The organism is Bacillus massiliigorillae, from assembly GCF_000380245.2.
GTDB lineage: Bacteria > Bacillota > Bacilli > Bacillales > DSM-1321 > Bacillus_AD > Bacillus_AD massiliigorillae.
Genome location: NZ_HG428741.1, coordinates 2,157,533 through 2,173,097 on the forward strand (window position 1 = coordinate 2,157,533; position 15,565 = coordinate 2,173,097).

Annotated in this window: 11 protein-coding genes, 2 pseudogenes and 1 other annotated feature; of the genes and pseudogenes, 5 read left to right on the plus strand and 8 right to left on the minus strand. The window is 35.4% G+C overall.

Annotated features, from left to right (window positions below; translation table 11 throughout):
• The first annotated feature begins 102 nt into the window (after window positions 1–102).
• Complete coding sequence (locus tag TX86_RS09980) at window positions 103–1,002, plus strand: LysR family transcriptional regulator (protein WP_042348490.1); 900 nt, start codon at window positions 103–105, stop codon at window positions 1,000–1,002.
• Here the strand turns inward: TX86_RS09980 and TX86_RS09985 are convergent.
• From TX86_RS09985 to TX86_RS10010, 6 genes are all read right to left on the minus strand, one after another.
• Window positions 986–2,869 carry a XylR N-terminal domain-containing protein gene (locus tag TX86_RS09985; RefSeq protein WP_042348493.1) on the minus strand — a complete coding sequence of 628 codons (1,884 nt, stop codon included), beginning with the start codon at window positions 2,867–2,869 and terminating at the stop codon, window positions 986–988. The genes TX86_RS09980 and TX86_RS09985 overlap by 17 nt on opposite strands.
• Before the next feature lie 205 nt (window positions 2,870–3,074).
• On the minus strand, window positions 3,075–4,592 hold the full coding sequence (locus tag TX86_RS09990) for a 4-hydroxyphenylacetate 3-hydroxylase family protein (RefSeq protein ID WP_042348494.1): 1,518 nt from the start codon (window positions 4,590–4,592) through the stop codon (window positions 3,075–3,077).
• 243 nt (window positions 4,593–4,835) lie between these two features.
• Window positions 4,836–5,771: an adenylyltransferase/cytidyltransferase family protein gene (locus TX86_RS09995; protein WP_042348497.1), complete on the minus strand. Its 936-nt coding sequence runs from the start codon at window positions 5,769–5,771 to the stop codon at window positions 4,836–4,838.
• A 160-nt stretch (window positions 5,772–5,931) separates the two neighbouring features.
• Entirely contained in the window at window positions 5,932–6,915 is a 984-nt protein-coding gene (gene hpaD, locus TX86_RS10000) for a 3,4-dihydroxyphenylacetate 2,3-dioxygenase (RefSeq protein WP_042348498.1), read from the minus strand.
• Window positions 6,916–6,969: 54 nt separating this feature from the next.
• The gene (gene hpaB / locus TX86_RS10005; RefSeq protein WP_042348501.1) at window positions 6,970–8,442 is read right to left on the minus strand and encodes a 4-hydroxyphenylacetate 3-monooxygenase, oxygenase component; all 1,473 of its coding nucleotides are present in this window, start codon (window positions 8,440–8,442) and stop codon (window positions 6,970–6,972) included.
• A gap of 428 nt (window positions 8,443–8,870) precedes the next feature.
• Window positions 8,871–10,154, minus strand: coding sequence for a purine/pyrimidine permease (locus tag TX86_RS10010; protein WP_042348503.1), 1,284 nt, complete (start codon window positions 10,152–10,154; stop codon window positions 8,871–8,873).
• A 171-nt stretch (window positions 10,155–10,325) separates the two neighbouring features.
• Between TX86_RS10010 and plsY the strand changes: the two genes are divergently transcribed.
• From plsY to ilvN, 3 genes are all read left to right on the plus strand, one after another.
• Window positions 10,326–10,913, plus strand: coding sequence for a glycerol-3-phosphate 1-O-acyltransferase PlsY (plsY, locus tag TX86_RS10015; RefSeq protein ID WP_042348505.1), 588 nt, complete (start codon window positions 10,326–10,328; stop codon window positions 10,911–10,913).
• A 270-nt stretch (window positions 10,914–11,183) separates the two neighbouring features.
• Window positions 11,184–11,419: a binding site (T-box leader), on the plus strand.
• A 103-nt stretch (window positions 11,420–11,522) separates the two neighbouring features.
• Window positions 11,523–13,241 (plus strand): acetolactate synthase large subunit, encoded by a 1,719-nt coding sequence (gene ilvB, locus TX86_RS10020; protein ID WP_042348509.1) that lies wholly within the window; start codon window positions 11,523–11,525, stop codon window positions 13,239–13,241.
• Window positions 13,238–13,477 carry an acetolactate synthase small subunit gene (gene ilvN, locus TX86_RS10025; RefSeq protein WP_042350382.1) on the plus strand — a complete coding sequence of 80 codons (240 nt, stop codon included), beginning with the start codon at window positions 13,238–13,240 and terminating at the stop codon, window positions 13,475–13,477. The genes ilvB and ilvN overlap by 4 nt, the downstream gene beginning before the upstream one ends.
• A 20-nt stretch (window positions 13,478–13,497) precedes the next feature.
• Here the strand turns inward: ilvN and TX86_RS10030 are convergent.
• A pseudogene (locus TX86_RS10030) lies at window positions 13,498–13,954 on the minus strand (transposase); the annotation flags it as partial.
• Between the two features lie 317 nt (window positions 13,955–14,271).
• A pseudogene (locus tag TX86_RS10035) lies at window positions 14,272–14,643 on the minus strand (GNAT family N-acetyltransferase); the annotation flags it as partial.
• A gap of 326 nt (window positions 14,644–14,969) precedes the next feature.
• On the opposite strand from TX86_RS10035, the gene TX86_RS27005 reads away from it, so the two are divergent.
• Window positions 14,970–15,565: IS110 family transposase (locus TX86_RS27005; RefSeq protein WP_195892886.1), on the plus strand; the 596-nt coding region annotated here is incomplete at its 3' end.

Below are 15,565 nucleotides of genomic sequence, written 5' to 3' on the forward strand. Positions count from 1 at the left end.
TTTTTTTACATAAAAACCATATACAACCTCTTATACAGTATTATATATTTTAAATATTAAAAATATTCAAAATATATTTTTTCGATATGAAAGGAGTATGCAATGGATATTAGACAATTGCGCTATTTCGTCACAATTGTAGAAGAAGGTCAAGTGACAAGGGCAGCAAAAAAATTACATATGGCTCAACCTCCACTCAGTCAGCAGTTAAAAATAATGGAAGATGAACTAGGTGGAAAGCTATTTGATCGTAATGGCCGAAATCTAGAACTAACAGAGTCTGGCAAGTTATTGTACAAAAAAGGACTAGAACTGCTCTCTTTCTTTGAAGAAACCCTTATTGAAGTGAAAGAAGTTGGTGAAGGACTAAAAGGTATTTTAGCTCTTGGCTCCGTCAAAACGTGCTTTGCCTATATCCCAGGACGAATCCGTTATTTCCGTAAGAATTTTCCTGATGTAAGCTTTAGATTAGTCGAGGGAGATACATACCGCTTAAAAGAAAGTTTATTAAATCGTGAAATTGAATTAGCTATTATACGGCTTCCTATCGCCAGCACGGAACTTTCTTCTATTGAGCTTACTCCAGATCCATTTGTCTTAGTTGTACCAGAGGATTGGAGTATCCCTAATAAGATTAAAATGAAATATATAGCTTCCTTACCTTTACTACTACTTCATCGAGTAAGTGGTCACGGTACCTATGAATTAGTTGTTGATGAATGTCGTCATCACGGATTCGAACCAAATATTGTCTGCGAATGTCCTGATGCCTCAATGATTTTATCGTTAGTTCGTGAAGGAATTGGAGCAGCCGTTTTGCCAAAAACAACATTGAAATCATTTTCCCAAATTGGCGTAAAAGTTGTTTCAATTGAAGACTGTCGTATTCAATCTGAAGCTGCAATCGTATGGCATAAAGATCGCTATCTATCGAAAAGTGCAATTCGATTTCTTGAAACATTCTCTGAGTCAAACACTTTCTTTCCTAATCATCAAGATTAATTTCTTTTGCTATTATTAACGCCTCAAGAGATGCATATAGTTGAAAACTATTATTTGGTTGTCTTATTTCAATTCCTAATAATTCTTCAATTCTTTTTAATCGATAGCGTAAGCCACTCATTGAAATAGACATTTCTTCCATGATTTTCTCTAAGTTACCGCCGCATTGTAAAAACACATAAAGAGTTTTCAATAATTCTTCCATCTTTGGTTCTTTCGGTTTTAGTAATGGTTCCAAAGTGTTTTTCGCCTTTTGTAACACCATTTGATTATTACCAGAATGCATTAATATACCCATAACATCTAATTCATCAAAAGCCGTTATATTCGTAATTCCTTTATTCATAAGAAGTGCCGTTAAAGCTTGTTGATACATATCGAAAACGCTTTCAACTTTTTCAGCTACAGAACTTAACCCAAATTTAAACTGCAAACCTTGAAAGGATGATTGTAAATAAGCAAAGATGTCATGACTTAAATTCATTCGGGAATGTCGTATTTGATGGTTTCGATCCGTTATCAACAGTACGATATTCCCTTCCTTTTGCGCTGTCAAAACGATTATATGATTATTCTTAAAGAAATGAAAAATTGATTCCATCATTTGTTGCTGTATAAAATAATCATTTTCATTAGCTTGTTTACGTTGCTTTTTATAATCAATCACAAGCATAAAATACGGTTCTTCAAGCGGGCTATCTAAATACCTGCTTTTTTTGATAATTTCCCCTTCTGAATGAATCTCTTTATTTAATATTTGTTCAAGAAATAAACCTTTTACTCTCTCTAAAGCTTCAAAACTATTTTTTTCGTTTAAAATATACAATGAGCATACTGTTGAAATACGTTCTAGAACCATCTTATTAATTTCAGTGAATTCTTTGTTATCCTCTAGCTCTTTCATAATAACAAAAGCACAATACCCCCATGTCCTCTGCTGTAGCACGATCGGTGTATAAAGCAAACGAAATTGTTCCTCTTCGTAAACTTGACTGTGTAAAGATTCATCTTTTTTATTATTGTGATGAACTATTTCTTTTAGCTTTATTCGTATATTATCCACCACATCTTTATCAACACCTACATGTAAAAAATCCTCATTGTACACATTCTCTATAATGATTGGAATATGAGTTAATTGAAACATAGTTCTAGCTATAGACTGTAGATTTCGTCCATTCATCAATTGTTCAGTTAACTTACTATGTATAGCTGTTACTTGTGATAGATTATTTTTTTCTTCTAGTAATCGTTCATATGTAACCTCCAGCTCTTGAACGATAGGAAGTGGTTTATAATACTTCCGTTCTTCATCAATTTGCCTATCCCATAGACTTATTGATTTCCCTTCATACTGACACACACTAGCTCCAACTGCTTTACAAGAAGTTTCTTTAAAAATCACTTCATGACCACAAATGGTTGAATAGTAACCGCTTGCATAGCCAATTAACGTATGACATACGGAATGATTGGAAATTCCCATCTGTAATAAATGTTCCTCTGCTTCATATGAATTTTTCCAAATACCTTTCACTATTACAGCTTGAATACTTCCATCTTCGTTTGTATTAATTTCTAATACTGTTGTTTGCACATCCGTGTATCCTTGCATTCTATGCATTATGGGGCCTTGTCTAAGTAATTGTTGAATAGACGTGTGTTCTTGTTGCAGCACTTTCTTTGCATCATTCATCCCAAGATTCCACCCATATCGGAGTAAAAATCCTTTCGTTCTTTCAATTCCCAGGTTTTCCACTAGGTCTTTACGTAACGCTCCAAATATAGATGAAGAAGTTAAAATTATTCGTTCATTGTCAAAGTATATTTTTCCTTCATCTCTAACAAGTTGAAAGTTAGCTGACACACCCCCACCACCTATACGTAACCTTTCTATTATTATAGCAAAAAATCCACTTTAATACTATTTAGCTATATTTTGGATAATAAAACACTTTTTAAATGAGCAAAAAACCTCGGTTAATTCATTAATTTGTGATTTTTCTTCTAACTTCTCCAAACTAATATAACCCGTAGAAAAAAATCCTTTTCCTACGGGTTATCATTATTTTTTAAACTAGACTAGACGACTTTGGATTACTTGCATTAATCCACTTATCATTCGTCCAGCCGCTCAAATCATAATCTTTCATTGCAGCATCTACAAATGATGTAAACATAGCAGATTGACCATTTTTATCAGCAAATTTTAAAGTTTCTAAACGGATGTTTTCATGATTACCAGCATAATTGATTTCGTACAATTCGTTACGTCCACCAAATTCTGTACCGATTGCATCCCACACTAATTTCATTAATTTTACTCTTTCCTCAGCTGTTACTCCACCTGATCCCTTATAGTATTGATCAAGATATGGACGAATTTCTGGATTTAAGAAATCTTTTGAACTTGAAGGAAGTTGAATAAGACTACCTGCAACCACTTGTTCAAATATTAATTTCACTTTAGGCCAAACCATCGGAGCAAATACACGGTATGCAGTTGCATACGTACTATTTGGTAGAACTGTACCGTTTGCACCTGGTAGTGGATCTGACGCCATTGCAGTTGAAATAGCCCAGAACATATTACGCCATGCAATAACTTCTCCAATATTCGCTTGAACACCTCTAAATTGGCTTGTTCCTGCCATTTCAGCAGCTTTCATTAATAACCCTGCCATGAAATCTAGTTTTACAGCAAAACGTGTACAGCCATGCAATGTGTATCGATTTAACCAACCAGTTTCTGCTCTGAAACCGTTTGCAATTTGAACATTTTTATATGCAAAAACATCTTCCCATGGAATAAATACATTATCTAAAACGATTACAGCATCATTTTCATCGAAACGACTAGATAAAGGATAATCATAAGGACTTCCTTGCATTGCTGCCATTTGCTCATAAGACTGTCTACTAATCATCTTTAAACCAGGAGCATTCATTGGTACGAAGAATATTAAAGCATGACTTTGATCTCCTTCACCAAGGTCTACTGGTGAGTAATTCGCTACAAAATTATAATTCGTTAATGCCGCTGATGTTCCTACCATTTTCGCTCCACTTACAATAATTCCATCGTCTCTCTCTTCTACTGCTCGTACGAAAACTTCTTTATTCTCATGTAACGGTTTATGACGATCCATAGCTGGATTAATGATTGTATGATTACAGAATGGCACATCTTTCGTTGCTTTGGTATACCATTTCTTCGCATTATGTTCAAATCCCTTATAATAGTCAGAGAACGGTCCTAGTGAACCAGTAAAAGCTGCTTTATAGTCTGGTGTTCTTCCCATAAATCCAAAACTCATTCTAGACCACTCAGCAATTGCATCCCTAGCTTCAATCATTTCCTGTGCATTTTTTGATGCTTTAAAAAACTTATGTGTTAAATGGCCTTCTTCTGTTTTTGTTGTTAAAATTGGTGCTGTTTCTGGGTTATGTAAGGCATCATATAATTGTGAGATTGATCTTGCAGAGTTTTGATATGCAGGATGTGTTGTGACATCATCAATTTTTTCTCCATTTAAAAAGACTACTCGACCATCTCGTAAACTCTCTAAATACTCCTTGCCATTCATCATAATATATCCCTCCAACATTCTTCTATATTCAATTTGTTTAACTACATTCATATTAACTAAAAATCCACAGCAAAATTATACGAAGTTTGAGTTATTTTTAAACAAAAACTATCTAATTTTATTTACGAATTCTCATTGTAAAATAGCTTTAAACCGCAAAGTGTCACACATCCAAATACAGAGAGAAACAAAAATATAAAAGGTCGAACCAAAATCAGTTTTGGCTCGACCTTTTACTGGCTCTTATACAATTACATACTTATTATAAAATGAATCCTCAATCGTAATCGGATCTTCATTTTGAATAAAATATGTTTCCATATCTCGACTATCATCTAGCTCACTCATCACAAAAGAAATCCACCTAATTGTTACTCTTTTTTGACTCATATTAGTAAAACAAGTGCTCAAACGAATCAGTATAAACAATTGGTCATTCCTACTTCTCATTTGCAAGCATTTACCTTTAAATTGTTCTCCATCCAATTCCACCATAATGTCATACATACCATTAGTAGGTAATCGGAAAGCCTCTTCAACTCTTATACTAATGAATTGATCACTACTATAGAATAAAGAAGCTCGCTCTACTTTTCCATGCACTTCATAATGTCGCCCAAGATAGGAAGGAATGGATTGTACATCTCCAATAGCAAGCAACTGTCGAATTGCAGTTGAACTTATTTTTTGTTCTCCATAAGTTATTTCGCCTATAGTGGTAACATCAAAATATCCTAATCCATGTTGCTTTAGTGTTTTCATACTTCCATTACCTTTATGCCCATAATGGTAATCGAATCCTGCCACAACATGTTTACAGTTCAATCCAATCAAATAATCCTTTACAAAATCTTCAGGAGATAATTGTGAAAATTCAGCTGTAAATTGTACGACATAAAGCTTCTCTACACCTAAACTTCTAAATTGCTCTTCCTTTAATGATAATGGACTTAAATAAGTCATAGGAGCTTGTGCAGGATTAAAGATTTCTTTAGGATGAGGAAAAAATGTCATAACGCCAAAGATAAGTTGTTTTTGCTCAGCTATTTCTTTCGCATGTTGAAGAATTTTTTGATGACCGGTATGCACTCCGTCGAAGAATCCAAGTGCTAATACACATGGTTCTACTTTGTATTGAGAAGAATCCTTAAAAGGATGCCTAATATATTCAATTTCCACAGTTGACACCCCCTTAAAGATTTCCACGCATTAATTTATAACTTGACCGTATTTCCCTTCAAAAAATGCTAATGACACTCCTTCATGTAAAACGATCATTTTGACTTCACAATAAATAACGTATGATCTCTTCCTAACACATTTCCGAATGAATGACAGGTTAAATGATAAACTCAGGCTTCTTTTGCGTTAATGTAGGCTCTGAATTTTCAACTTGCTCTCCCGTGTCAATATCTAAGAATGGAGATGTTTCATTGAACCAACTATCAGGTGCTTTATGCCCCCAGAAAGTTTGTCTTCTCTCATCATTCAAATCCCAACGTATTGGTTTGAAATCAGGATCACTTGTTAAATAATCACCATTGTAAAGCTCAATACGATAACCATCTGGATCTCTTAAATATAAGAAGAATGCATTCGAAAGTCCATGTCGTCCTGGTCCTCTTTCGATTGAATCTGCATATCCAACAGATGCTAATACATCACAAGTATGAATTAATGCCATTGGATCTGGTAACCAATAAGCAAAATGATGAAGGCGTGGACCTACCCCATTCATAAATGCTTGATCATGTACGCAAGGTTTGCGATGTAGCCATGCAGCCCAAAGTTTTTCTTCTTCATTCGCAGTGTATTCAGAACAAGAAAATCCTAGTTCATTCGTAAAGAAATCATATGCTTTTTGCACATCTGGAACAGCACAGTTTACATGATCAATACGTTGAACTCTTGATCCTCTATATAAATCATATCGTTGTAGCAATCGCTCTGCTCCATCCATTTCACAGAAGAATTCTAACGGAAGATTAGAAACATCATGTACATGCAATGCTCTTCCTAATGCATGTTGTGTCCCTTTTTCTAGCCATTTTGTTCTTAAGCCTTTTGATTGAAATAACAGTGCTAATTTATCTAAATCTCCCTCACTAGCAACCTTATAACCTAATGCCTGAACACCTTTTTTCTCAGACTTCTTTAAGACAAGACTATGATGAACATGCTCCTCTAAACCCCGTAAGTAAATATGCTCGCTATCACTTTCAGTTTCAATAAAACCTAATGTTTTCACATAGAAGTCTCTAGAACGATCCAAATCACTTACATTCAAAACAACTCTTGCCACTCGGATAATATTAAAATCCATAGCCCCTAGCCTCCCATTTTACTAAAAATAATATAATCCCCTATCCCTTAGGAATTATCCATTTTTAATTAAGCTTTCAGAACGATTCAAGAACTCTTGAACACGATCCACATAGATTTGCTTGTCATAGCCGTTATATAATGTGCTTGCCATTCTCACTGGATCTCCGAAGAAGAAGCGCTCGTATAATGTTTGTCTTGATCCAAACGAACTCATACATACATCCCATGCCAGACGATAAAGCTTCACGCGATTATATGCATCTCCATTTGCAGCTTGTAAATATTTGTCTAAATCTGGACGAATTTCTGAGTTAAAATCTGATTCTGATGGTATCGCCATTAAACCACTTGCACCCATCAACTGCATAATTTCGCCGAAACGAGGATATATTTTTGGAAAGTAATGACGTGCTGCATTTAATGGTCCAAAATCTGGTGTCATAATTCCCCACTTATCAACTTTTGCATTTGCTTCTGATGAAATTAAGAATGCTTTCATCGTTTCTAATGCAATAATCACTTCAGACATTTTTTCATGAATATGTTGATATTGGCCAATATTAATTGTTTCAACCATTAATTGTAGAATTCCAAGAACGAACTCTGTTTTAGCTACATTCTTCGAAACAACTTGATGTGTCATATGAACTACTGCGTTACTCTCATTGTATGCTCGATTACAAACTCCAACATCGCCCAATGCAAAGACACGATCCCAAGGTACAACAACGTCATCGAATACAACAATTGCATCCATTTCTTCAAAACGTGAACCTAGTGGATGATCAAAGTTTGATTTACCATAATCGAATGACTCACGACAAATGAACTTAAGTCCCTTTGTGTTGTTAGGAATTGAAAATGCGTAAGCATAAGGATTTTCTTCCTCTACTTGCTGTAATAATGTTGAAGGGAACACCATGATTTCATCAGTAATTCCACCTTGAGTTGCTAATAAACGAGCTCCTCGAATGACAACACCCTCAGATGTTTTTTCTACAATACGTGCTGCAATATATGGATCAGGTAGCTGAGCTGAATTAACTCCGCGATTTACCTGAGGTTGAATTAAAGTATGCGTTAATGAAACGTCATTTTTTGCACAGAATTCATAATAGTTTTGCATGTTCTTCGCATAGAAAGGATCTTGGTTGCCAAACATAGCAGAAGCAGCGCCATACGCCATAATACCTACATTTATATAATCTGGTGAACGCCCCATCATTCCACCTGTATGCTTCGCCCATTCTTGCATCATTAAGCGACGTTTTTCTAAATCTTCTTTAGTCTTAGGTTGAATGAATGATGTTCCTACACGTTCGCCTGTTACTGAATCTTCAAATGTCATATAATCTTTTTTCTTTGGGTCATGTTGCAAATCATATAGTTCCGCTTGTGATTTCATTACACCTTTGAAAGCAGGGTGTTCAGACGCCTTCCCTTCTACTCGCTTTCCATCAATCCAGACCTCCGCTTGTGCTTGATCTACTCTTTCAATATACTGTTGACCTGTTTTTGCTGGCATTTAAATTACCCCTTTCAATTCTTATTTCAAAATATTGATACTATGGTTTCTTTATGAATCAGCCGCATTTAAAAATAGTTGAACTTGTTATAACTTCACAGTGAAATCGTTTTCACTTATTTGTAAGCAACTAGCTCTCTCCCTGCTGATACACCATACATATTTTTTTGCTACTACATTAATGATTAGAAAATTCAGAAATATCCACCCGGTAGTAAGCTGTGTAATTAATGTAACATCTCCTCAAGTATATGAAAAATATCTAAAAAATTGGTTATGCCAACTTAAAAGATATATAAATGCATTAGAAAACATTATGCAAACATAATTGAGCATAGATAAAAAAGAATCGCCCTTGTTTGATTATATTTGACCACCATAATCCAACCAACAAGAAAGACACGATTCTTTTTATGTTTATTTGCAATTTAATTAGTTTTTCTAGCTAAATACTTTAAAAACTGTTCACCACATATACAAACGAAAGTTCCTAAAATTAGTCCATTTGATAGTAAGGATGTTACAACAGGATGAATACCTGCAAAGGCTTCTGTTGGTAAGAACATAACTCCTGTTCCGCTTAATAAAGCCACACCAATTACTGTTCTAATACGATCATTACTATTTTGTAGCTCGCTCAATGCTACGCTTAGCATACCTGCAAAGATAACAAAGCTAACAGAATAGCCCACAGCTGGCGGCATCGCAGCAAAAATACTCATGATTGGTGGAAAAAAGCTAATTAAAATAACGAGAATACTCGCAATGATAAACGGTAATCTCTTCGAAATACCTGTAGCCGCTATGAAGCCTCCTGCACCTGATATAGGAACAGGTCCCATCGTACTGAATGCTCCACCTAACATTTGTGTGAAGCCACTAATTAAGCCGGAACGATTCAAACTGTACTCTTCCACTTTCACATCCATTTTCTTTAAAATAGTCTCTGTAATACGAATGCTCGCAATCATGTTAGCAATCAATAAAAATGTCACGAAAATAGCTGTGATAATCATACCCGCATTAAAAATTGGTTTCCCAAATGCAAACATTTCCGGCATAGAGAAAATTTTGACATCTTGGATATTTGGTTTGGAAGCTAAATGAAAAATCGCAAACAGCAACCATCCGATTAATAATGATAAAAGAATTGCATATTGTTTAATAATAGTTTTTTTGTGTCTTGTTAACCAAAACGTTATAATTACTAGCAACACGCTTAGGATAGCTGTTTGACTATGAATAACTGTTCGCTCTCCATTGATACCTAACATTCCTTTAATGAAAGATTCGCTTAACTGCAAAACAAGTAATAATAAATACACACCTGTTACAGTTGGTGTGAATAAAGCGCTAAGTTTTTTAATGAATCCAAAGCTACTTAAAAGTATGAAAAATACCCCACTTACAAGCAATGCACCTTGAAGAGCTTGTAACGTTTCCATATGTGAAGCAAATAATGTGGTTGATAGACCGGCATATAGCGCAAACACACCCCACCACAAACCCGCTGGACCTTCATTAATTGGTAGCTTATGCCCAATTAATACTTGTAATAACCCCGCTACCCCTAATACAAATACTGCTCGCTGTATAAAATCCGCTGATTCTATCGGATTAAGACCAAAAAGACTAGCTACAGCAATTGGTGCAATAATAGAACTAGAAAAAATAAAGGCTAACCACTGAAGTGATGATAATAATTGTTTCATTATGTATTCCCCTATATATTAAAATAATAATGTTCTTTATATGTAATAGCACACTTATATCAATGTTTCAAATGGCATTACATATTAATTTACTTATCTTACTTAGCATTTTCTCACTATCGTGGTAAAATACAATAGTAAGTTTTGACTTTAGAGAGGACTATTAAAAAAATGATGATTTTTCTTGTAATTATTCTTTCATATTTATTAGGAAGTATCCCTTCTGGTTTATGGGTCGGTAAATTATTCTACGGTAAGGATATTCGTGAACATGGGAGTGGTAATTTAGGTGCCACAAATACATTTAGAATTTTAGGCAAAAAAGCTGGATTTGCGGTAACTTTGCTAGACATCTTGAAAGGTACACTTGCCACTTTGCTTCCACAATTACTAGATGTTAGCAATCAAATACATCCACTTCTAGCTGGGATAATTGCAGTAGTCGGTCATATGTTTCCGATCTTTGCTGGATTTAGAGGTGGTAAAGCCGTAGCTACTTCTGCTGGAATTTTATTAGGATATGCACCGATTTTATTCATTGGAATGGTCGTAGTATTCTTTGTTTCATTATATATTTCAAAATATGTATCTCTAACAAGTATGATTACAGCCATTGCTGCGTTAGTAACGTCATTCTTTCTAAAGGATATGCCACTAATTATCGTATTAGGCGTATTAACTATTTTTATCTGTTATCGCCACCGTGCAAATATTAAACGTATTATAAACGGTACAGAGCCTAAGGTAAAATGGTTATAAAATGAGGTACATAGCATACTAATAAGACCTAAAAAAACACGTGGAGACAAACAAACTGTTTTTCTCCACGTGTTTTTTTCTCCCTCACAATTCCAATCTTCATTTGAAACCTCATTAAATCTCGAGGTAAAAAACGACAGAACAAACGATTGCCCTTGATACAACCTCAAACACTCTCTACCTCGATTTTACTCAAAAAACTATTGACGACTTTTTAAAATCAATGTATCATAACGAACAATAATAAAAATTCAGAAAATTTAATATATAGTTAAAGTGATGATGAGGACAAGTAGCTTTATGAGCTGACATGGTAGAGAGCTGGGATGGTGGGAGCCAGCATGATCAACATAAAGTGAAGTAACCTTGGAGCGTCAGCTTGAAAGATAGTCGAGTAAAGCTGAACGGGTGTAACCAGCACTCGTTAACAAAACAAACTAGTGCGTACATGTTGTACGAATAAGGGTGGTACCGTGGATTGGTTTATTAACCTCTTCACCCCTTAGTCTATTCGTTTAGACAATTTGGGGGTGAAGGGGTTTTTCTTATTGCCTCAATAACCGCAAATTGTTTGCAGAAGTGAAAATTACTTTGTAGGAGGACAATGAGATGTTAAACGAATTAGCGAGTACTAGTAAGCAGACGCAAAGAAAGAAGCTATCAGGAGCCAATCTTTTATTGAATGCTTTAAAGAGGGAAAATGTTGAAGTGATGTTTGGATATCCAGGAGGAGCGGTGTTACCGATTTATGACAGCATTTATGATGCAGGAATTCCTCATATTCTTACTCGCCATGAGCAAGGAGCCATTCATGCGGCTGAAGGATATGCAAGAATTACAGGAAAGCCAGGTGTTGTTATTACAACTTCTGGACCTGGAGCAACAAATATTATTACGGGACTAGCGGACGCTATGATTGATTCTATTCCGCTCGTTATCATAACTGGGCAAGTAGCAACATCAGTGATCGGGTCAGATGCCTTTCAAGAAGCTGATATTTTAGGCATTACAACACCAATTACGAAATATAATGTTCAAGTTAGAAACGTAGAAGACATTCCACGCATAATAAAAGAAGCATTTCATATCGCTTCTACTGGGAGACCGGGACCAGTATTAATTGATATTCCTAAGGATATGGCATTAATACAAGCTGAAGTAAATGAGGACCCTGAAATATATTTACCAGGCTACCAACCAACAATCATACCTAACGTTTTACAGATTCGAAAGCTACTAGAAGCTATTAGTACTGCGAAAAAACCTATCATTCTAGCTGGAGCTGGTGTACTGCACGCAAAGGCTTCACAACAATTTAAAAAATTTGCGGAACAACAAGGCATTCCAGTTGTACACACACTACTTGGATTAGGTGGTTTTCCTGCTGATCATCCACAATATATTGGTATGGTTGGAATGCATGGTGAGTATGCTGCAAATATGGCATTATGTGAATGTGATTTATTAATTAATATAGGAGCTCGCTTTGATGATCGAGTTACGAGTGATTTAAAATCATTTGCATCGAAAGCTATAGTTGCACATATCGATATTGATCCAGCTGAAATCGGGAAAAACGTACCTACTGCCATACCAGTTGTCGGTGATGCTAAGGAAGCGTTAATTCAATTGATCAAGCAAAATGGTAAGAAGAGTGAGTGTGAAGAGTGGAAACATACCATCCAGCATTGGAAGCAAACATATCCGCTATATTATGATGAAGATAATAAAGGTCTAAAACCACAGAAAGTGATTGAATTACTTCACAAGCTTACAAGTGGAGACGCAACAGTTGTTACAGATGTAGGGCAACATCAAATGTGGACAGCACAATTTTATCCTTTTAGGCAGCCTCATGCGTGGGTAACATCAGGAGGGTTCGGAACGATGGGGTTTGGTGTCCCCGCTTCAATTGGAGCTCAAATAGCTCAACCTGAAAAGACGGTAGTTGCGATTGTAGGTGATGGAAGTTTTCAAATGACATTCCAAGAGTTAGGTGTCATAGCTGAAATGAATTTACCTATTAAAATTATCATCGTAAATAATTATTCGCTTGGAATGGTTCGCCAACAGCAAGAGTTATACTATAAAGAAAGATATTCTCAAAGCTTATTGGGCAGTCAACCATCATTTGTGAAATTGGCAGATGCATATGGCATTAAATCATTTGTAGCCACTACAACTACTGAAGCAGAGGCAGTGTTAAAAGAAGCATTGGCGATGCCGGAGCCCGTTCTAATTGATATGAGAGTTGAAGAAATGGAGAATGTTTATCCGATTGTTGCCCCAGGCAAAGGCCTTCATGAAATGGAGGGCTATAAGCAATGAAAGGAACGCTTGTATTGACGGTTTTGAATCGTCCTGGTGTACTAAATCGAATTACGAATCTTATTTTCAAGCGAAATTTAAATATTCATAGTGTCATTGTCAATCAATCGGACAAGGAAGGCATAGCTAATATGACAGTTGTGCTAGATATTGATAATGAGTTTGTTCTAAAGCAAATCATAAAGCAAATTAACAAGCAAGTAGATGTTATTAATGTCTTAGAGGCGGTTATTTAAAAAGAAGAACCATCCTCTTTCTAAGCTAAACCTAGGAAATGTTCTTTCTTCTTTAATAAAGCATAAATCCAGTGAAGAAGCTTATTAATGCAAGCAACAAGCACTACTTTTGAAGGCTTTCCTTCTAATCGTTTCTTTATCATAGAACGCTTTGAGCTTTTTATTTCTGGAACTTCTTATTCCACACAAAATGGCTAGATATAAACTATACCTTAGCGTACTGGAACCTCGTTTGGTTATCCGATTGGTCGCTGTAAACTTCCCAGATGAATGGACACTAAGATCAATTCCAGAGTAGGCAACTAATTTCTTAGGGTGATTAAACCGATCAATTCCCCCAATTTCTGAAATAATCGTGGCTGCGATTTTTTTACCGATTCCAGGGATTGTTTGGATAATCTTATATTCTTCTATTTCATTTGCTAGGGATACCATTTGGCTCTCCAATTCCGAAAGGTGTCCTTGGTAATGAAATATATACTGATACAAAGAATCTACGTCGTTAATATCAATTTCAGTATTGACCTCATTGACTTCGAATGGGATTTTAGAGGGTTCTTTAAAAAAGTACTCTATGCGTTCTACATTTTCTATTTTATTAGTATTAACTTCACAAACACTTACGATAGAAAAGAAAAAACACAATATAGTAGTTAAAAATATTCTTTTATTCATTTAATTCTCCTTAGGGCTCTTTCTTTAATATAGAACATCCTTTAATTCAATTAACTAGTTCTAACATTTTGTGAATCTTTAGTGAACCCTTATTAAGCTATCCTGCAATTAAAAGTCTATTATGTACATTCTTTTGAAATTACAGTAAACATCCCTGTCATATTTGGTGAGTAATCTTTAAAATCGTATTTTTCATAGAATGGTTCTTTACCTTGTGATGAAAACAAACCGACGAAAGCCTTATCTGGTGCATTTAGATTTAAATATTCGACCAAAATATTCATTATGTCTTTACCAATACCTTTTCTTTCATAATTCGGATGAACAATTATATCTTGAATATAAAAATAGATAGCCCCATCCCCAATAATTCTCCCCATTCCAACAATTTGTTTATTATTCTTATCTTTGACTGTGATGCAGTATATAGAATTCATTAGTGATGTTTCCGCCACATCAAAATTCATAACATAAGTCCATCCCACAGACTCTTTAACTAACCTGCCCGTAGCTGCATAACAAAAAAAGACTGCTTATTAGCAGCCTTGATCTTCAGCTCTAGCACCCGTTCGTATTATAAGATTGACCAATGTTATTGGTTGACCTTTTTGTTTAGGGTCTAGAATACTAATGGTAGCTGGGGTAGAACGACCGCACCCGTGGGATTTAAGCCTGACAACTAAACCGTTCGCCCCCTACTTATAGAAACATGATTGAAGCTGGTTGGGACTGAGATCTCGTATAACAAGCGAAGCTATGACACTATAAGGAACCATATAGGGGTTACCAGCTAATTCTTTAAGAGGAGGAGTTAATCATGAATCCAGTCATTAGTCTGGATGTCGCAAAAGGAGAAAATCAGGTACAAGCATTCTTGGAAAAGAAGAAACCCTATAAAAAGAGCTTTAAAGTAGCACATACCCTAGAAGGCTTACACGAACTTCATGCATTTATCAGGGAGGTAGAAGAATTTACTGACTCAAAACCGCCCATTGTTTTGGAGTCTACTGGTCATTATCATATGCCTGTTGTACAGTATTTCGAAAAAAGAGGTTACCTGTTAATCATTGTGAACCCACTCATTTCATACAAAGCAAAAAGTTCGAGTTTACGTAAAGTCAAAACAGACGTAATCGATGCCTACCACCTCTGCGAGCTGTACTATAAAGAGGATTTGGAACCATGTAAGAAGCGAGGAATTCATCTTTTAAATTTGCGTAATCTGACGAGACAACATGAGAATTTAACAGGTATGTTTGTACAATCTAAATTACAGTTTCAATCTGTTTTGGATCAAGTATTTCCAGAGTATGTAGGTGTATTTGGAGAATTATACTCGAATGTTTCTTTGCTTACCTTATTAGCCTACCCTACCTCAAAGGATATTTTGGAAGCTGGAGAAGAAGTCATACC